The 18624-nt window shown below is 58.3% G+C and carries 20 protein-coding genes; 13 read left to right on the top strand and 7 right to left on the bottom strand.

All coding sequences use genetic code 11. The features are described 5' to 3' along the window. On the top strand, positions 1–363 hold a 363-nt coding region (locus JHD62_RS10535; protein WP_304506246.1), incomplete at its 5' end, for a putative nucleotidyltransferase substrate binding domain-containing protein. Further along, a complete protein-coding gene (locus JHD62_RS10530) occupies positions 363–971 on the top strand; it encodes a 3'-5' exonuclease (RefSeq protein WP_062791242.1) in 609 nt (202 codons plus the stop codon). The genes JHD62_RS10535 and JHD62_RS10530, both read left to right, overlap by 1 nt. Positions 972–1048: 77 nt before the next feature. Here JHD62_RS10530 and JHD62_RS10525 read toward each other — a convergent pair whose 3' ends face one another. From JHD62_RS10525 to radC, 3 genes are all read right to left on the bottom strand, one after another. Beyond that, positions 1049–1423, bottom strand: coding sequence for an oxidoreductase (locus JHD62_RS10525; protein ID WP_045845257.1), 375 nt, complete (start codon positions 1421–1423; stop codon positions 1049–1051). 156 nt (positions 1424–1579) lie between these two features. Continuing rightward, entirely contained in the window at positions 1580–1831 is a 252-nt protein-coding gene (locus JHD62_RS10520) for a hypothetical protein (RefSeq protein WP_178972851.1), read from the bottom strand. A 119-nt stretch (positions 1832–1950) separates the two neighbouring features. Then, positions 1951–2625, bottom strand: coding sequence for a DNA repair protein RadC (gene radC / locus JHD62_RS10515; protein ID WP_199102851.1), 675 nt, complete (start codon positions 2623–2625; stop codon positions 1951–1953). 170 nt (positions 2626–2795) lie between these two features. Between radC and coaBC the strand changes: the two genes are divergently transcribed. The 3 genes from coaBC (at position 2796) to JHD62_RS10500 (ending at position 5635) form a co-directional block, all read left to right on the top strand. Next, positions 2796–3974, top strand: coding sequence for a bifunctional phosphopantothenoylcysteine decarboxylase/phosphopantothenate--cysteine ligase CoaBC (coaBC, locus tag JHD62_RS10510; RefSeq protein ID WP_199102850.1), 1179 nt, complete (start codon positions 2796–2798; stop codon positions 3972–3974). A 78-nt stretch (positions 3975–4052) separates the two neighbouring features. Further along, positions 4053–4505 carry a dUTP diphosphatase gene (gene dut / locus JHD62_RS10505; protein WP_062791246.1) on the top strand — a complete coding sequence of 151 codons (453 nt, stop codon included), beginning with the start codon at positions 4053–4055 and terminating at the stop codon, positions 4503–4505. Positions 4506–4651: 146 nt separating this feature from the next. Then, complete coding sequence (locus JHD62_RS10500) at positions 4652–5635, top strand: GGDEF domain-containing protein (RefSeq protein WP_199102849.1); 984 nt, start codon at positions 4652–4654, stop codon at positions 5633–5635. 13 nt (positions 5636–5648) lie between these two features. Here JHD62_RS10500 and JHD62_RS10495 read toward each other — a convergent pair whose 3' ends face one another. Then, positions 5649–6950: a ferric reductase-like transmembrane domain-containing protein gene (locus tag JHD62_RS10495; RefSeq protein ID WP_199102848.1), complete on the bottom strand. Its 1302-nt coding sequence runs from the start codon at positions 6948–6950 to the stop codon at positions 5649–5651. A gap of 254 nt (positions 6951–7204) precedes the next feature. On the opposite strand from JHD62_RS10495, the gene JHD62_RS10490 reads away from it, so the two are divergent. Together JHD62_RS10490 and JHD62_RS10485 are read left to right on the top strand one after the other, a co-directional pair. Then, positions 7205–7939 carry a peptidylprolyl isomerase gene (locus JHD62_RS10490; RefSeq protein ID WP_045845263.1) on the top strand — a complete coding sequence of 245 codons (735 nt, stop codon included), beginning with the start codon at positions 7205–7207 and terminating at the stop codon, positions 7937–7939. A gap of 138 nt (positions 7940–8077) precedes the next feature. Next, complete coding sequence (locus tag JHD62_RS10485) at positions 8078–8320, top strand: GlsB/YeaQ/YmgE family stress response membrane protein (RefSeq protein ID WP_199102847.1); 243 nt, start codon at positions 8078–8080, stop codon at positions 8318–8320. A 42-nt stretch (positions 8321–8362) separates the two neighbouring features. On the opposite strand, the gene JHD62_RS10480 is transcribed toward JHD62_RS10485, so the two are convergent. Continuing rightward, a complete protein-coding gene (locus JHD62_RS10480; protein ID WP_199102846.1) occupies positions 8363–9067 on the bottom strand; it encodes a glutathione S-transferase N-terminal domain-containing protein in 705 nt (234 codons plus the stop codon). A 202-nt stretch (positions 9068–9269) separates the two neighbouring features. Here JHD62_RS10480 and JHD62_RS10475 point away from each other — a divergent pair, with 202 nt between their 5' ends. From JHD62_RS10475 to JHD62_RS10465, 3 genes are read left to right on the top strand one after another with little or no spacing between them, the layout of a single operon-like run. Next, complete coding sequence (locus tag JHD62_RS10475; protein ID WP_233160831.1) at positions 9270–10241, top strand: glycosyltransferase; 972 nt, start codon at positions 9270–9272, stop codon at positions 10239–10241. 8 nt (positions 10242–10249) lie between these two features. Continuing rightward, positions 10250–10642, top strand: a complete 393-nt coding sequence (locus JHD62_RS10470) for a GtrA family protein (RefSeq protein ID WP_165494181.1) — start codon at positions 10250–10252, stop codon at positions 10640–10642. After that, entirely contained in the window at positions 10642–12432 is a 1791-nt protein-coding gene (locus JHD62_RS10465) for a hypothetical protein (protein ID WP_199102845.1), read from the top strand. Before JHD62_RS10470 ends, JHD62_RS10465 begins: the two co-directional genes overlap by 1 nt. Positions 12433–12480: 48 nt before the next feature. Here JHD62_RS10465 and JHD62_RS10460 read toward each other — a convergent pair whose 3' ends face one another. Continuing rightward, entirely contained in the window at positions 12481–13344 is an 864-nt protein-coding gene (locus tag JHD62_RS10460) for a LysR family transcriptional regulator (RefSeq protein ID WP_199102844.1), read from the bottom strand. 98 nt (positions 13345–13442) lie between these two features. On the opposite strand from JHD62_RS10460, the gene JHD62_RS10455 reads away from it, so the two are divergent. Together JHD62_RS10455 and JHD62_RS10450 are read left to right on the top strand one after the other, a co-directional pair. Then, positions 13443–13898, top strand: a complete 456-nt coding sequence (locus tag JHD62_RS10455; protein WP_199102843.1) for a multidrug/biocide efflux PACE transporter — start codon at positions 13443–13445, stop codon at positions 13896–13898. A gap of 16 nt (positions 13899–13914) precedes the next feature. Then, positions 13915–14250, top strand: a complete 336-nt coding sequence (locus JHD62_RS10450) for a multidrug efflux SMR transporter (protein WP_199102842.1) — start codon at positions 13915–13917, stop codon at positions 14248–14250. Between the two features lie 52 nt (positions 14251–14302). Here JHD62_RS10450 and JHD62_RS10445 read toward each other — a convergent pair whose 3' ends face one another. Beyond that, positions 14303–15574, bottom strand: coding sequence for a diguanylate cyclase (locus JHD62_RS10445; RefSeq protein ID WP_199102841.1), 1272 nt, complete (start codon positions 15572–15574; stop codon positions 14303–14305). A 174-nt stretch (positions 15575–15748) separates the two neighbouring features. Here JHD62_RS10445 and JHD62_RS10440 point away from each other — a divergent pair, with 174 nt between their 5' ends. Next, a complete protein-coding gene (locus JHD62_RS10440; protein ID WP_199102840.1) occupies positions 15749–18565 on the top strand; it encodes a valine--tRNA ligase in 2817 nt (938 codons plus the stop codon). Positions 18566–18624: the final 59 nt, after the last annotated feature.

The following is an 18624-nucleotide window of genomic DNA, read 5'->3' as shown; positions in this document are numbered from 1 at the left end:
AACGGCAAGGCCATGCTGGACCTGAAAAAAGGCGGCATTTTCCCGCTGGTGCATGGCGTGCGCTCACTCTCGCTGGAACACGGAATCAGCCAGTGCAACACCTTCGACCGGCTGCACGCACTGGCCGAAGCCGGACATCTGGACAAGGAGCTGGCCATTGAAATTGCCGAATCGCTGTCCTTCCTGCTCACGCTCAAGCTGAGCCAGGGTTTGCAGCAGCTGTCGCTGGGCAAACTGCCGGGCAACCAGATTGAACCGGACCAGCTGTCCACGCTGGAGCGCGACCTGCTGAAAGATGCGCTGGCCGTGGTGAAGAAGTTCCGCACCCAGCTGCGTCATCACTTCCGCCTGGGGAGCTTCTGATGCTGGGCAATCTCAAACGCCAGTGGCAGCGCCGCATGCTGAAAGACCCGCGCTATGCCAGCCTGTTTGTCGATGACACGCAGGAGGTGGTGAGCGTGGACTGCGAAACCACCAGCCTGAAAGTGCAGGAAGCCGAGCTGTTGTCGATTGGCGCGGTGAAGCTGCGCGGCAACCGCATCCTGTCCAGCCAGTCTTTTTATGTGCTGGTCAAACCCACGCGCAAGCTGGAAAGCCGCAATATCAGCATTCACGGGCTGCGGCCCATGGATGTGTCGGAAGGTCTGGATGCTGACGACGCGGTGCGGCAATTGCTGGATTTCATCGGCGGGCGGCCGCTGGTGGGCTATTACCTGGAATACGATGTGGCAGTGCTCAACAAGTATGTGCGCGGCATCACCGGCATCAGCCTGCCCAACCGGCAGATCGAAGTCTCCGGCCGCTATTACGACTACAAGTTCAAGCAAAACCCTGGTGCCTACATCGACCTGCGGCTGGCCGAGCTGATTGCCGACCTGCAAGTACCGGCCCTGCCACGCCACGACGCGCTGAACGACGCCATTACCGCCGGCATGCTGTACCTGGCCTTGAAACAGCGTGGTTTTGGCTGACAAGCCCCTTATGCCGTGAAATGCAAAAAACCCGGCCGAAGCCGGGTTTGTCTTGCATGCCTGCTGTAAGCGCAGGCTCAGTAGCCCATTTCCTCGTGCTGGGTTTCCACCTGCGTGCCAGCGCCCAGTGACATCATCAGCAAGGCGATGCGCTCATGCACGATCACGGTATGGCTATTACCGGAAAACTGCATGAAACGACGCAAATCTTCCCGTACCTTACGCGAACCGGTGACATCAATGATGATGTCCACCTGATCGCCCTGTTCAGCAATCTCGATGAAGTTGCTGGTCACCGGAACACCGCGCTCGCGCGCCAGCGCGATACCGGGCAGACGCAGATCCAGATCAGCCACACCCACCATCTCAACAAACGGCGCATCCAGCAATTGCCGCAACAAAGGGGTGCCAGTGACACCTGCGCCAATCATGCCGATTCGGTATTTTTCCATTTCACCCTCGAAGCCAGGCAGCTGATTATGCCCTTAGAATAAGAGCGCATACTCTAGCAGCTGACTTCGAACCCGGATTTGAGACAAATCAAACAGCAGGCACACCGGCAGGAAAACCCTTGGCATCCCAAACCGACATGCACACGACCAGCAGACTCAGTGCAGGCTCTGCCGTGACAGAAAACGCAGATAGCCGACGCCCTCCAGCCAGAATCCACCATCAGCCAGCGGCGTGGCGTCTTCCAGCTCACCCAGCGTCAGGACCAGGTTCTGGCCATCGACATGCGCCTCCAGCACGATGTCGTCCTCATCGGCAAACTCTTCCGATGCGCCGTGTTGATCGGGTTTGATGAACTGGTTGTTGACCTGAATGTAATCAGACTCATTGAGCAAGCGCAGGATGTTCATGGCAGCCTCCGTGTAATGCAGTTGAGAGACAAGGTCACAGCCGACAGTCACCTGCAGTGATGCAACCGTTTGCCGCCACAGCACTGTCAGGCCGATGCAGCATCAGTACGCACCCTTCATCACAGCCAGCCACGTTCCGCGAACGACACCGCCTGGCTGCCCGTTACCACAAAATGATCAAGCAAACGGCAGTCCACCAGGGCAAGGGTTTGTGTGAGGCTGCCGGTCAGCGCCCGGTCTGCCGCCGAAGGTTCTGCCACCCCGGACGGGTGGTTGTGCGCCACAATCACCGCAGCTGCATTGTGCTGCAGACAGCGACGCGCCACTTCACGCGGGTAGACCCTGGTTTCCGTCAAGGTACCGCTAGCCACCTCCTCCACTGTAATCACCCGGTGCTGAGCGGTGAGGAACAGCACCACAAACACTTCGATATCACGCCTGCCTATCACCCAGCGCAGATAGTCCTTGACTGCATCCGGGCTGCTGAGCGCATCAGTCAGGTTCATTTCTTCGGCCAGTGCGCGACGCGCCAGTTCCTTGCTGGCCATCAACTGGGCATATTTTGCCGACCCCAGTCCGGGGCAGCGCTCAAACGCTGCCAGATCACAATTGAGCAGCGCGGCAAGGGAGCCGAACTCGGCCAGCAAATGTCTGGCCATGTCCACCGCCGTCATTCCCTTGATGCCGGTGCGCAGGAAGATGGCCAGCAACTCGGCATCGGATAGCGCAGCAGCGCCACGAGCCAGCAGTTTTTCGCGCGGGCGTTCTGCCAGGGGCCAATCGTTAATGGACATCAATCATCTTCCTTACTTTGGCTATAGCCTGTTTGCACGCAGTGAGCAAACATCATATCCATGTCGCGGTACTTCTCTGTGCTGGCCAAGGACCAGTTGCAAAGCGCTGCGCGACCTTGGCCGATTTCCGCTAAAATGCGCTCTTTATTGCACACTCCTTCAAGACAGCCATGACAGCCCGACGCATCCTGCTAGGTGTGAGCGGCGGCATTGCCGCCTACAAAGCAGCCGAACTCACCCGCCTGCTGGTCAAGGCCGGTCATACGGTGGAAGTGGTGATGACCGAGTCCGCCACCCGCTTTGTCACCCCGGTTACATTTCAGGCCCTGTCCGGCCATGCGGTTTACACAGACCTGTGGGACCCGCGACCGGACAACGCCATGGCGCATATCGAACTGTCGCGCCGGGCAGATGCCTTCCTGATTGCCCCGGCCAGCACCAACCTGCTGTTCAAGCTGGCCCACGGCGTGAGCGATGACCTGATTTCCACGCTGGCCGCCGCCCGCACCTGTCCGCTGATCGTCGCTCCGGCAATGAACCGCCAGATGTGGCAAAACCCGCCCACCCAGCGCAATGTCGCCCAGCTGAAGGCGGACGGGGTGTCGGTTTGGGGACCGGACAGCGGTGAACAAGCCTGCGGCGAAGTGGGCGAAGGACGCATGCTGGAGCCGGAAGCACTTGCCGAAATGCTGGAAGGCTTTTTTATAGCCAAAACCCTGGCCGGCAAAAAAGTGGTGCTGACCGCAGGCCCCACCTATGAAGCCATCGACACCGTGCGTGGCATCACCAATATCAGCTCCGGGAAAATGGGCTATGCACTGGCACGCGCCTGCCGCGACGCCGGTGCCGACGTAACGCTGATTTCTGGCCCCACCGGCATGCCTGCCCCCATCGGTATGACGCGCATCAATGTGGACAGCGCCCTGCAAATGCACGATAGCGTGATGCAGACTGTCGGCGCTGCGGACATTTTCATCAGTGTGGCTGCGGTGGCTGACTACCGGGTAAAAAACCGCTCGGAGCACAAGATCAAGAAAGGCGCGGGCCTGCCGATCATCGAACTGGAAGAAAACCCTGACATCCTGGCCACGGTAGCCAGCCTGCCCGCCGCACCGTTCTGTGTCGGCTTTGCTGCCGAAAGCCAGAACCTGCTGGAATTTGCCGAGAGCAAACGCAAGAAAAAACGGCTGCCGCTGCTGGTGGCCAATCTGGCGCAACACGCCATGGGTGCGGACAGCAACCAGGTTGTGCTGCTGGACGATGCCGGAGCCCACGCGCTGCCGGACATGCCCAAGCCCGCCGTGGCCCGGGCCATTGTCGAGCATCTGACCCGTCTGCTGCCCCGTTAAGTCGCAACCACAATCCGACCTTGCCCCAAGGCAGGCCCGCGCGGCCTGCCTGCCCATTTGATTCGCAGGAATACCATCATGAAACCTGTTGTAGACGTCAAAGTGCTGGACCCGCGCCTGCACGACAACCTGCCCGATTATGCCACGCCCGGTTCTGCCGGTCTGGATCTCAGGGCTGCCATTGACAAGGACTTGCTGATTGCACCGGGTGAAACCCAACTGGTGCCCACCGGCATGGCCATTCACATTGCCGACCCCAAACTGGCCGCCATGATCCTGCCGCGCTCCGGCCTGGGCCACAAGCATGGCATCGTGCTGGGCAATCTGGTCGGCCTGATCGACTCCGACTACCAGGGCCAGCTGTTTGTCTCGGTATGGAACCGGGGGCACACCGCCTTCCACCTGACACCGCTGGAACGCATTGCCCAGATGATCATCGTGCCGGTCGTCCAGGTGCAGTTCAATCTGGTGGATGACTTCGACCAGTCCGAACGTGGCGAAGGCGGCTTTGGCAGTACCGGCCGCAGTTGATGGATCAAGGCCGGTCAGACTCTGACCGGCCTTCTTCATGGCATATCCGGTCTGGGATATCTATACTGGGGCAACGTTTATCATGAACGAACCCAAGCGCAGCAGATATTGCCTCACAGGACATGCGTAGCACTAGCACACTGAACATGCCATCCGCCCAACCCTTGCCGGACATCCTCGACAGCCTGGTGGCACTGACTGCCCAGCGCGAACGCCGTACGCTGGAAATCAGCCTGCTCACCACACTGCGTGAGTTGCTGAAGGATTGCACGGTTGCGCTATACAACTGCCGCTGGATTGACGGCCATCCCTGGTGGCGCATCCAGCTGGACAGCCTGGACGAGCTACCCCAGCAAAACCAGCCATGGACCCTGCCCGGCAGCAAAATGCTGCGCATCCTGCTGCAACAGGATGAACGCCAGGACGTCTACTCCACCGATACCGGCCTGTGCCTGCCGCTGTATCAGGCCAATCAGGTGGTGGCGGTACTGATGATCACTCCACATGAAGGGGTGCAGGTGGATCACACCCTGCTGCTGGCGCTGGCACGCATCCATGAGAATTTCCTCAACCTGCTGCACGCCTCCGACAGTGACACCCTCACCGGCCTCTTCAACCGCCGCAAGTTTGACAGTCAGCTGTTTGCCCGGGTTGCCCAGCAGCAGGACAGCACACCACGGCTACCTTATCTTGCCTTGCTGGACATCGATCATTTCAAGCAAGTGAACGATACCTACGGCCACATGATTGGTGACGAAGTATTGCTGATGCTGGCACAACGCATGCAGCAGTTCTTTGGTGAAGATGACGGCCTGTTCCGCTATGGCGGCGAAGAATTCGCCATCCTGTTCAACTCTGTCAGTGACGAAAAGGCACAGGCCATTCTGGAAGGTTTTTGCACCCGCATTTCCACCCAGCCCTTTCCGCAAGTGGGCCAGGTCACTGTCAGCCTGGGCTTTACCAGACTGGGCAACTGCATGGTGCCAGCCCAGGCGATAGAACGTGCCGACAAGGCGCTGTACTACTCCAAAAGCCATGGCCGCAACCAGGTAAACCAGTTTGAAGCCCTGCAACAACTGGGTATGGTGAGCGAGGCCGAAGTCGCCAGTGGTGACATCGACCTGTTCTGACACCAATACGGCCTTAACGCAGCGAGAATGCCTCGTGGTGAAAACGCGGCGGCACGGCACGTGCAGCCAGTTGCCGCTGCAAGCTGCGTCCCAGGCCTTCCGGGCCACAAAACCAGACATCGCTGGCCGTCGGCAAGGCATCAGCCTGCAGGCGTTGTCCCTTGTCACTCTCCAGCACATGCAGACGGATACCCAGCCGACGGCATGCCGTGCGTATTTCTTCCAGCGCGGCAGCTTCTGCCGCATGGCGCACACAGTAATAGAAATCCACCGGCACCGTCAGTGGCCGCCAGGCAGCCTGCAACCAGGCCAGAAACGGCGTCACGCCCACTCCGCCGGCCACCCACACTTGCGGGCCATCCAGCGGCCGTCCATCCACCGCACCGGTAAAACCGCCATACGGCCCTTCCACCTCGACCGTCATCCCCACCTGCAAGCGCCCGGCCAGGCTGGCGGTGTAGTCGCCCAGTGCCTTGATGACAAAACGCAGCTCGCCATACCCCGGCCAGGCCGAGGCAATGGTGAAGGGGTGCGCACCCTCCTTTGCCTCCAGCCGCAGCAGGGCAAACTGCCCGGCCTGATGCCCGGGCCAGCGCGGCAACAGGCAACTGACTTCCAGCATATTGCCCGGCAAGGGGCGCAGCGCGGTAATGCTGCCACCATAACGCTGCAGAATACCGGTTTTACCTTGCAGTGAAGCCAGGGCGGCAAACACACCAGCCAGCATGGCAATGGCCAGGCCCCAACCCAGCGGCGTCCACCAGAAGGCCGGCGGAATCAGGATCACGCTGTGAAACACGCCCATCAGGTAGACCGGGGCAAACAGCCTGTGCAATTTGCGCCAGAAGCCATATGGCACCAGGCGCAACAAGGCAATGATCACCAGCCCCAGAATCGCCCAGGCAGCCCATTCCCCCACCTGCTTGGCCAGACCGGTCCAGGAAAATACATGTGGATGAAACGGCTTGTTTCTGGGGGCAAGCAAACCCAGCTGCATCAACCAGCGTGGAGACAAATCCAGCAACCAGTGACCTGCCAGCATCAGGCCGGCAGCAATCCCCAGCCGACGGTGCAGGCGGTACATCTTGTCCAGCCCGCCCCACAGCTTTTCCAGCCACAAGGGGCGGATGCCCAGCAGCATGCCCAGCGACATCAGCATGATCATCTCCACGCCGCTCAACAGCATCAACTCATGCCGCCAGGCAAAATAATTGTCCGGCCAGGGAATATAAAGCGCGTGACACAGCACGAAGGCCAGTGCGGTCAGCAACATAGCCGAAGCCAGCGGATAGCTTGTCCAGCGGAATGATTTCACGATATCGCCCCGAAAATAAGATTCAGGACATTTAACTAAGCAGGCATGTCGCAGTGTTGTCGCTCGCGGCCGGAAATGTTGCTGATTGATAATCGGGCCAGCTGCCTTAACAAATATTCGCAAATCAGCACAAAACCGGCCCCGCACCTTGCAGCGCTATTGACATCCACCCCGGCAGCCCCATTTAATTCCCACTTTTAGCGCGCCGTAGTCTTTGCAGCGTCTCACTTACTCTCCCCGAACAGGAAAATCTCATGGCCATTACCGTAAACGGCGTCGAAATCACTGAAGCCATGGTGCAAGCAGAACAGGAAAACCACGCAGATGCGCCCAACCCGCGCGATGCAACCATCCAGGAACTGGTTCTGCGTGAACTGCTGCTGCAAAAAGCCAAGGCCGAAGGCCTGGACGCTGCCAACCCCAATGCAGCCATTGGTGCCCTGCTGGAAAAGGAAATCCAGGTAGAGCCGGTGGACGAAGCCACCTGCCGCGCCTTCTACGACGAATACCCGGAACGCTTTGCCAGCGGCGAATCCGCCGTGGCCAGCCACATCCTGTTCCCGCTGGGTGGCGGTGACGAGCTGGGCAATATGCTGGCCAAATCCAAGGCTGAAGGCGTGCTGGCCGAAGTACAGGCCAACCCGTCCCGCTTTGCCGACCTGGCCCGTGAACACTCCACCTGCCCGTCCGGTCAGCAAGGCGGCAGCCTGGGCCAGTTTGGTCGCGGCCAGATGGTGCCGGAATTCGAACAAGCGGTATTCAGCACCGAAGCCGGCCAGATCACCCCGAACCTGGTGCAAACCCAGTTTGGCTACCACATCATCCAGGTGAACGAGCGCAATCAGGGCGGCCAGATCAGCTTTGACGACATCAAGCAGCGTCTGCAGCAATACCTGACCCAGATGGCCGGCAACAAGGCCATGCACGAATACCTGGCCGGCCTGGTACAAGCCGCCAAGATCGAAGGCTACAGCATGCCGGCGCTGTAATCCGGCTCTCTGTCAGTGCAAGAAACAAAGCCGGGCCTGCCCGGCTTTGTATTGCCATAAAATTAAACAAAAACAGATAACTGTTTCAAACAAAACCCGGAACCGCTAACAGCGCTCCGGCAACAGAAGGACACGGCCATGCACTTGTTCTGGTTCTTGATTGTCGGCATTGTCGCCGGCTGGCTGGCAGGTTTGCTGATCAAGGGAGAAGGCTTCGGACTGCTGGGCGACATGCTGATCGGCATCATCGGCGCCTATATCGGCGGCTATCTGTTCGGTGTGCTGGGCCTGAGCGTCCACGGCATGCTTGGCCACATCATCATGGCCACCGCCGGAGCCAGCGCACTGCTGCTGGTGGTACGCCTGCTCAAGCGGATATAAAGCCACAAGCGGGCCGGCTGGCTGCCAGCCCGCCATGCATCATCAGGCGCGCGGCGGCTGGTTCAGGCCGGCCTGCACCGCCGGACGGGCAACAAATGCCTCCAGCACACGCTGTACTTCGACAAAATCGGCATAGCCCACCAGCTCGCCCGCACCATAAAACTGCACCAGATTGCGTACCCAGGGCAGGATGGCCATGTCGGCAATGGTGTACTCATCGCCCATGATCCAGCTACGCCCTTTCAGGCGGGCGTCCAGCACTCCCAGCAGGCGGCGCGACTCTGCCACATAGCGGTCGCGCGGACGCTTGTCCTCGATATCCTTGCCGGCAAACTTGTGAAAGAAGCCCAGCTGGCCAAACATCGGGCCAATCCCGCCCATCTGGAACATCAGCCACTGGATGGTTTCATAACGCAGCGCCGCATCAACTGGCAGGAACTTGCCGGTCTTCTCCGCCAGATACAGCAGGATGGCACCGGACTCGAACAAGGCCAGCGGCTTGCCATCCGGCCCGTTGGGGTCGAGGATGGCCGGAATCTTGTTGTTCGGATTGAGTGACAGGAACGCCGGACTGAACTGGTCGTTGGTTTCAAAGCTGACCAGATGCGCCTCATACGGCAGGCCGCACTCCTCCAGCATGATGGACACCTTCACACCATTGGGCGTGGGCAGCGAATACAGTTGCAGACGGTCCGGATGTTGCGCCGGCCATTTGCCGGTAATGGCGAAAGAGGACAAATCAGTCATGAGTGCGCCTTGGTAAGGGTCAGCCGGGCTGACCGGAGGATTGCGAAAGTAAACCAGCGTTGTTGCATAGTATGGGCAAAGCCCGGTGCAACAAGAACAATCGGCAGAACGCAGTGTTTTGCTGGCTGATCAACGGGTAGTAGCAAGACAAGGGAAGTAAATTTACCTTAATCATTTTGCGAAATTCTCCTCACACAATAAAATGACCACCAATCATCAGGATTTGGACACGCGACACATCATGTACAGAGACCGTAAAATTGCCTTGGTCGTGCCTTGCTATAACGAAGAAGTTGCCATTCCCTTGGTCATCCGAGATTTTCGCCAGGCCCTGCCTGAAATGGACATTTACGTTTTCAACAACAATTCAGCTGACAAAACCAGAGAAGTATCGCTAGAGCTAGGTGTAACGGTGATTGATGTCAATTTGCCGGGCAAGGGCAATGTGGTTCGTCGCATGTTTGCCGATGTAGAAGCCGATATTTATGTCATGGTGGACGGTGATGCCACCTATGATGCAGCGTCCGTGCACAAGCTTATCGACAAGGTAATAGATGAAGGTGTCGATATGGTAGTCGGTTGCAGGGTGGTAACAGAGGAAATCAGTCGAGCTGCTTATCGAAATGGCCACCAGCTTGGAAACAAAATGCTGACGGGCAGCGTACAGAAAATTTTTGGCGGGCAGTTTACTGACATGCTGTCAGGCTATCGTGCTTTTTCAAGACGTTATGCGAAGTCTTTCCCCGCCATTTCGCAGGGATTCGAGATCGAAACCGAACTCACCGTACATGCACTGGAATTACGCATGCCCTATGCCGAAGTCGCTACACCTTATGGCTCGCGCCCTGAAGGCTCCAGCAGCAAACTGTCTACCTATCGCGATGGCTGGCGCATTCTGAAGACCATCATCAAACTGTATGTACATGAGCGACCGATGCAGTTCTACGGTCTTACCGCATTGTTCCTGTGCATGCTGTCGGTACTATTGGCCCTGCCGCTCCTGCTGACGTTCATACAAACAGGACAAGTTCCGCGCTTCCCCACGGCTGTCCTCAGCGCGTCCATCATGATTTGTGCACTACTGTCCTGCGTAACTGGCTTGATTCTGGATAACGTCACCAAGGGCCGACACGAAAGCAAGCGGCTGTCTTATCTGGCGATTCCAAAAACATGATGCCCAGCATGCGTTTCCTGCAGTTTGGTATTGTAGGTGTTGCCGGCTTTCTGGCTGACTATGGCAGTTATTTACTCTTCAGCTCATTCATGCCGTTTTATCTGGCAAGGCTACTTTCATTCGTCGTGGCCGTGTGCACAACCTGGCTGCTGAACCGATCCTGGACCTTTAAGCAACGCCCGTCACGTCATCCGTGGCCAAAGGAGTTGCTGTTCTACTTTGTGTCCATGTCACTGGGTGGTGCATTCAATCTGGGCGTATCTTTGCTACTTCTCAATTTCTTCCATCAATTACCGCACATTGCCTTGTTCGCATTGGCCGCTGGCAGCATTGCAGGTTTGATATCCAACTACCTGCTCAGCAGCAGGATCATATTCAACACAAGGGCCAAGGGACTCTAATGCCCAATCTTCTGCTACCAATTGCAACCTTTCTGGCACTGCTACTTACCTGCATGCTGATCGGCCTGCTGGCAAACAAAAGAATTCTTCGGCAAGCTGACATTCAGATCGACAACCCAAGCCTGACTCTGTCACTTGCAGCTACCTCCGGCTACGTCTGCTTCAGTCTGCTCCTCTTCGTGCTGGGGCTTTTGCAACTGCTGACCCCGCTTGGCATCATTGCAGGGCTTGCAATATTACTGGCGCTGCTGTTTGACCGCAGTTGCCTTGCATTGGGAAATCTCCTCCGACAGTACAGCCGTCTGGAAGCGGTCCTGATTCTGCTGGGACTGGGTTGTTTTTTACTGCTGCCCGCTCGTGCTTCCGGCCATAGTGATGACACCATGTATCACCTGCCATTGGCACTTGGCTATGCTCACCATGCTGCGCTGTATATCAACCCTTACATCCGGTTTCCGCTCTTCCCACAATTTTCCGAACTACTGATGTCAACCGGCTTTGTTTTTCTGGATAAAGAACAAGGCACACTGGTAGCTCAAAGCTGGATGGCCATGCCGGTCTTCATCATGTGGCTGGGAGTGAAAGGTTTGCTGGATAGCAAGGTATCCGGCAAGTGGCCCGGTTTCATCGCCCTCACCATGCTGGGCGTTCTGGCCCCGCTGAAACATACGCTGGGTTACGCCTATATCGACCAAGTGCTTGCCTTGTACTGCTTTGCCATGTCGGCAGCATTCATTTGCCTGTTCAATGCACCGCAGCTCAACAAACGCTGGTACATGTTGGTCGCCCTGTATGCTGGTGCGGCTATAGGAACCAAATACTTTGGTGTGGTTTATGTGGCAGGGGCCTATCTCGCGATACTGCTGTTCGGGCGAGATCTGCGGAGCGTACTCGGCAGTGGCATGCTGTCACTGGTTGTTGGCGGTGGATGGTATCTGCGCGCCTTCCTGATTTCAGGTGACCCCATCCACCCCGCGGGTGGCAATATCTTTGGCTACTACCTGTGGAATGCGCAGGACTTGCTGGCTCAAAAAGCAGAACAAGCCACCTATGGTACTCACCGCACCCTGCAATACATCCCCAGCGCCATCGCCAAGGCCGGAATGAAATCCATGATGTTGATTCCGTGCATCCTCTATCGCTGGCCACGATTGAACAAGGGTGAGCGTGCGGCATTGCTCGGCATCATCTTGTACTTCATGTTCTGGTTCTTTGTAACTCAGGTAGACCGTTATCTGGCCCCGATCAGTGGCATTGGCATTTATCTGCTATGTCTGATGGCTGCTGATATTGCTGCTTGGCTGAGCCAGTACCGGGAGAAAAAATCAGGGAGCAAAGCATACAACTGGAGATGGGTTGGCACCTTCCTGATGGTTGCCGTTCTTGTCAATCTTGTTCATAAAACTGCCCTGCAAGTTCGTGATCAATACAATGAATGGCAACAGATTCTAGAATCGCGCTCAGGTTATGACTTGTTTGCGTTTGCTAATACACAGCGGGCCAAATACGGGAACAGTCTGGTAAATATTGATCTAGAAACCCTAACCTTTTATTTTGATGGCATGGTCTATGGTCAACATTTTGGCCCAGGACGCTTCTCTGCGCTACGCCAATGCAATCGGGGAAAATGCCACCTTATTCCTGCCAATGAAATGAAACAGTATCTGCAAAGTCATCACAGCAAGCTGTTAATCACGCCTAACGGTATGATAGCGGACTCGGCCGATTACAACAGGCTGTTCACCACGCTATACCATTCTAAAAATGGAATGGTACTGGCGCTGCGCTGACCAACTATATTAGTGGCAGAGAAAATCCTTCAAGACTTTCTCTTCCACTTACTGATCGCCCATCAACTGCGCCAGCACCCAGGATGCCGCCCGGCCGGGCTGGCGCGCTTGCGACCACACCAGATCCACCTGCACTGCCTTGGGCCAGCCGGCCACTTTCAGCTCGGTCAGCTCATCCCCGCCAAAGTTGACGGCCAGCCAGCTGGGCAGTTCGGACCAGCCAAAACCCAGCCGCGTCATTTCCAGCAGCAGCAGGTAGCTGGGAGCAGACCAGCAACGTGCACTGAGCGTGGCGCTGGGAGGGCCGTAGTAAGTGTTGAGCCGCAGCTCGCGCTCGGCGGCCAGTTGCTCGCGGCTGACGCTGGCGAGGCCGGCCAGCGGATGGTTGCTGCTGACATACAGGCTGCTCTGGCTGGCATCCGGCATGGGGTAATAACCGATATCCGCCGGATAGCGCGCCAGCCCGGAAACAAAACCCAGCTGGGCACGGCCACTTTCCACCAGATCAATCACATCTTCTTTTTCCGCTACCAGCGTTTCCAGCTCCAGTGCCGGGAATTGCTGCTCGAACAGCCGCAGCATCTGCTCCAGTGATTCAGACTGAAAGGTATCGGACAACACGATGGTGAGCCGCGGCTCCAGCCCGCCTGCCAACAGCCCGGCCACCCGGCTCAGCGCATCGCCCGCCTCCAGCAACTGGCGGGCATGGCTGAGCAATTGCTGCCCGGCCGGGGTGAGCACCGGCTGTCTGCCACTGCGCTCGAACAGGCTGACGCCCAGGTCGATTTCCAGGTTGGCAATCGCCTCGCTGATGGTGGACTGACTCTTGCCCAGACGGCGCGCGGCAGCAGAAAACGAACCCAGCTCGGCCGCGGCGCTGAAGGCGGCGATGGCATCTAGCGACCAGGACATATCGGTTTCTCCGATGGATTTTATTTTTCAACTATCCGACAAACCAATCAGAATGTCACCCGAACCCACCTGATATCTGCACCGGAAAGGACCGCACCATGTCTGCCAGCAACAACAAACACGTCGGCGAACGCATTCTGCATGCCGTGTTGTATGAAGTCTGCGCCATGGTGATGCTGGTGCCGCTGGCCGCCCTGCTGACCGGCAGCGGCATGGGCCAGATGGGCGCGCTGGCGCTGATGATGTCCTGCGTGGCCATGTTGTTCAACATGCTGTTCAACGCCCTGTTCGAGCGAGCGGAACGACGTTGGGGCCTGCAGCGGACGGTGTGGGTGCGCAGTGCCCATGCCGTGCTGTTTGAAGGCGGACTGGTGGTGATGCTGGTGCCGCTGGCCGCGTGGTGGCTGCAGGTTTCGCTATGGCAGGCCCTGCTGCTGGACCTGGGCTTTTTCGCCTTCTTCCTGCCTTACACCTATGTATTCAACCTGGCTTATGACCGGCTACGTCAGCGTGTCATGCAAGGCAGGCAAACTGTGGCAACACAAAGCAAATAAACCAAGGGAGACCGACATGAACAAGGCCTGGATTTTCCTGAGCATTGCCATTGTGGCTGAAGTGGTGGCCACCTCATCGATGAAACTGACCGAAGGCTTTACCCGGCTTGGGCCTTCGTTGCTGACGGCCGCCGGTTACATGTTGTCGCTGTACATGCTGTCGCTGACCTTGCGCCATGTGCCGGTGGGGGTGGTGTACGCCATCTGGTCCGGCGTGGGCATCGTGCTGGTCTCCATCGTGGCCTGGCAGTTGTACGGCCAGAAGCTGGACCTGCCCGCCATCATCGGCATGGCCATGATCATTGGCGGCGTGCTGGTGCTGAACCTGTTTTCCCGCTCTGCCGTTCATTAATAAACGCTGAGCACAAAGCTGCTGCGGCATTGCGCAGCAGCAGCCTGTCCGCTCAGGCTGGCGTAGCGGGTGACGCACCCTGCGGCATACCCACCATGCCACCACACACCTGATTGCGCCCGCCATGCTTGGCCTGATACAGGAAGTTGTCCGCCTGTTTGAGCAGGCTGCCCAGATCGCCCTCCTCCATCGCAGCCATGCCGATACTGACGGTAAAGCGCAAATCCCCTTGCGGGGTGGTGATGTCCAGATTGCCCAGTGCGCGACGCAGCTTGTCCAGCTGCGCCAGCATCACCGGGGGGTCAACCTGCTGGGTGAGGATGACAAACTCCTCGCCGCCGAAGCGGGCAATGATGTCATCCGGAAAGAAGGACTCCAGCAAGCGCGCCGTCTGGCAGATTACCCGGTCGCCCATATCGTGCCCATAACTGTCGTTGATGCGCTTGAACAGGTCGATGTCCAGCACCGCTACGCCGATATTGTGGCGCAGCCCGCTGGCCAGTTCGAAAAAGTGTCGCCGGTTTGACAGGCCGGACAGGTGGTCCTTGTTGGCGGACTGTTGCAGTGCCTGCAGGTTTTCCACGAACTCCACATTGCGGGTAACGCGACAGAAAAACTCTTCGTAATTGAAAGGCTTTTGCAGGTAGTCATCCGCCCCGGCCTTGATGAAACGGGCCGTCATGGTGGGGTCCTGGCTACCGGAAATGCCGATGATGGCCAGCCGGGTATGGTCCAGGAAACGGCGCACCGTGCTGGTCATGCGCACACCATCCATGCCCGGCATGTCGTGGTCGGTCAGAATCAAGCGGATATCGCTCTCGCGACGCAATAACGCCAGTGCCTGCTCGGCATCAGGGGCCTCGATCACCTGATACAGATGGCGCTCCAGCTGCAGGCGCAAAAACTGCCGCACCGCCTGTGAATCGTCCACCACCAGCACCTTGATACCCGGGTTGACGCGAATGCGCCGCAGCATTTTCATCACGTACTCAAACGCCGAAGGGCTTTCTTTGGGGATGTAGTCCACCACCGGCATGGCCAGCACCCGCTCGCGCGTTTGCATGTCGTTATGTGCGGTCAGCACCACGGTGGGAATACGGTTTTCCAGCAACAAGGGCAATACCTCGCCACTGGGCGCATCCGGCAGACAGTAATCCGCCACCGCCGCCATGAAGCGTGGATCCTCGGCCAGCGCCTGCCGCACTTCGGCCAGGCTGGTCACCGGCACGGCAGTAAAGCCCTGCTTGTTGACCAGACGGCACAAGGGGCGGATCAGCATCAGGCTGTCCTCAATCACAAGAATCCGGGGTGCAACGCTAGTCATGGCGAATTGCTGTCCATCAAGAATTTGGCTTCATTATTGACGAAGCTGAACTTTATGTCAGTAACGGTTGGATTAAACCGACAAGCGGGCATCCACGAGCCGTGACTCGGAGAACACCGCAAAAAAGGGTATAATCGACCCATTTTTTCAGCATAAGACGCACCATTCACCACCATGGAACTTGCCAAGAGCTTTGAACCGGGCGATATCGAACGCCGCTGGTACCAACACTGGGAACAGGCCGGCTACTTCAAGCCGAGCATGGACACCACCAAGCCGTCCTTCGCCATCCAGCTGCCGCCGCCCAACGTCACCGGCACCCTGCACATGGGCCACGCCTTCAACCAGACCATCATGGATGGCCTGACGCGCTACTACCGCATGAAGGGCGATAACACGGTATGGATTCCCGGCACCGACCACGCCGGCATTGCTACCCAGATCGTGGTGGAACGCCAGCTGGCCGAACAAGGCATTAACCGCCACGACATGGGCCGCGAAGCGTTCACCGCCAAGGTGTGGGAATGGAAGGAAAAATCCGGCGGCACCATCACCAGCCAGATGCGCCGCGTAGGCTGCTCGGTAGACTGGAGCCGTGAATACTTCACCATGGACGACGTGCGCGCCGAAGTGGTGACCGAAGTATTCGTGCGCCTGTACGAACAAGGCCTGATCTACCGTGGCAAGCGCCTGTCCAACTGGGATGCCAAGCTGGGCACCGCCATCTCCGACCTCGAAGTGATTTCCGAGGAAGAAGACGGCCACATGTGGCACATCAAATACCCGGTAGTAGGTAGCGACGAATTTGTTACCGTTGCCACCACCCGCCCGGAAACCCTGCTGGGCGACGTGGCTGTGGCCATCAACCCGGAAGACGAACGCTACCAGCACCTGCTGGGCCAACAGCTGCAACTGCCGCTGACCGGCCGCACCATCCCGGTGATTGCCGACAGCTATGTGGACAAGGAATTCGGCACCGGCTTCGTCAAGATCACCCCGGCGCACGACTTCAACGACTATGAAATAGGCAAGCGCCACAACACCCAGCTCATCAATGTGATGAGCCTGCAAGCCACCATCCTGGCCAAGGCGCAGATCTTCGGCTTTGACGGCAGCGCCCAGGGCAGCATCGAACTGCCGGCCGCCTACGCCGGCCTGAGCACCCAGGAAGCACGCAAGGCCATGCTGGCCGACCTGCAAGCCCAGGGCCTGCTGCTGGACACCAAACCGCACAAGCTGATGGTGCCGCGTGGCGACCGTACCGGCACCGTCATCGAACCCCTGCTGACCGACCAGTGGTTCGTGGCCATGAGCAAGGTGGGCGAAGGCGACGCTACCGGCCAGTCCATCGCCCAGAAGGCCATTGAAGCCGTGGAATCCGGCGAAGTGCGCTTCATCCCGGAAAACTGGGTCAATACCTACAACCAGTGGATGAAGAACATCCAGGACTGGTGTATCTCCCGTCAGCTGTGGTGGGGCCACCAGATTCCGGCCTGGTACGACGAAGACGGCAATATCGTGGTTGCCCGCAGTGAAGCAGAAGCCCAGGCCAAGGCCCCGGGCAAGACCCTGCGCCGCGAACAGGACGTGCTGGACACCTGGTTCTCCTCCGCCCTGGTGCCCTTCTCCACCCTGGGCTGGCCGGAAGAAACCCCGGAACTGAACGCCTTTGTCACCTCCAATGTGCTGGTGACCGGTTATGAAATCATCTTCTTCTGGGTTGCCCGGATGATCATGATGACCAAGCACTTCACCGGCAAGGTGCCGTTCCGCGACGTGTACATCCACGGCATGGTGCGCGACCACGAAGGCAAGAAGATGTCCAAGTCCGAAGGCAATGTGATCGACCCGGTGGACCTGATCGACGGCATCGCGCTGCAACCGCTGGTAGAAAAACGCACCACAGGCCTGCGCCGTCCGGAAAAAGCCCCGGCCATTGCCAAGGCCACCGAAAAGCTGTTCCCGGAAGGCATTCCGGCCTATGGTACCGACGCACTGCGTTTCACCATGGCCAGCTACGCCACCCTGGGCCGCAGCGTCAACTTCGACTTCAAGCGGGCAGAAGGCTACCGCAACTTCTGCAACAAGCTGTGGAATGCCACCCGCTTCGTGATGATGAACGTGGAAGGCAAGGACTGCGGTCAGGATGAAAACCTGCCGCTGGAATTCAGCTTTGTTGACCAGTGGATCATCGGCCGCCTGCAACAAGCCGAAGCCGACGTCACCAATGCGCTGGAAACCTACCGCTTCGACCTGGCCGCCCAGGTGATTTACGAGTTCATCTGGAACGAGTACTGCGACTGGTATGTGGAACTGGCCAAGGTACAGCTGCAAAACGGCAACGAAGCCCAGCAGCGCGCCACCCGCCGCACCATCGTGCGCGTGCTGGAAGTGGCCCTGCGCCTGACCCACCCGCTGATGCCCTTCATCACCGAAGAGCTGTGGCAAACCGTCGCCCCGCTGGCCAATGCCAAGCACACCGACTCCATCATGCTGGCGCAATGGCCGGTGGCCGTGCCGGAGAAGATCAATGCCGCAGCCAATGCGCGCATGGATGCCTTCAAGGACATGGTCAACGCCGTGCGCAACCTGCGTGGCGAAATGGGCATCGGCCCGGCCGTGAAGGCCCCGCTGTTCATTGAAACCGGCGATGCCTCGGTAGCGGATTTCATCCCTTACCTGAAGCTGCTGGCCCGTCTGACCGAAGGCAGCATTGTTGCCACCCTGCCGGCAGACGACGCGCCAGTGGCCATTTCCGGCAACGCCCGCCTGATGCTGAAGGTGGAAGTGGACAAGGCCGCCGAAAGCGCCCGCCTCACCAAGGAACTAGGCAAACTGGACGCCGAACTGGCCAAGCTGACCGCCAAGCTGGAAAAACCGGGCTATGTGGACAAGGCCCCGGCGCATCTGGTGGAGCGTGACAAGGCGCAACTGGCCGAGCTGAACGACAAGATGGACAAGGTGAAAGGTCAGCTGGCCAAGCTGGCCTGACTGCTCCTCACTTAGACAAAAGCCCACCACCGGTGGGCTTTTTTTATGGCTCATTCCAG

This window comes from Aquitalea sp. ASV11 (assembly GCF_016429185.1).
GTDB classification, from domain to species: Bacteria; Pseudomonadota; Gammaproteobacteria; order Burkholderiales; family Chromobacteriaceae; genus Aquitalea; species Aquitalea pelogenes.
Note: the sequence above shows the minus strand (reverse complement) of the source record. Positions and strands in the feature narration are given on the sequence as shown.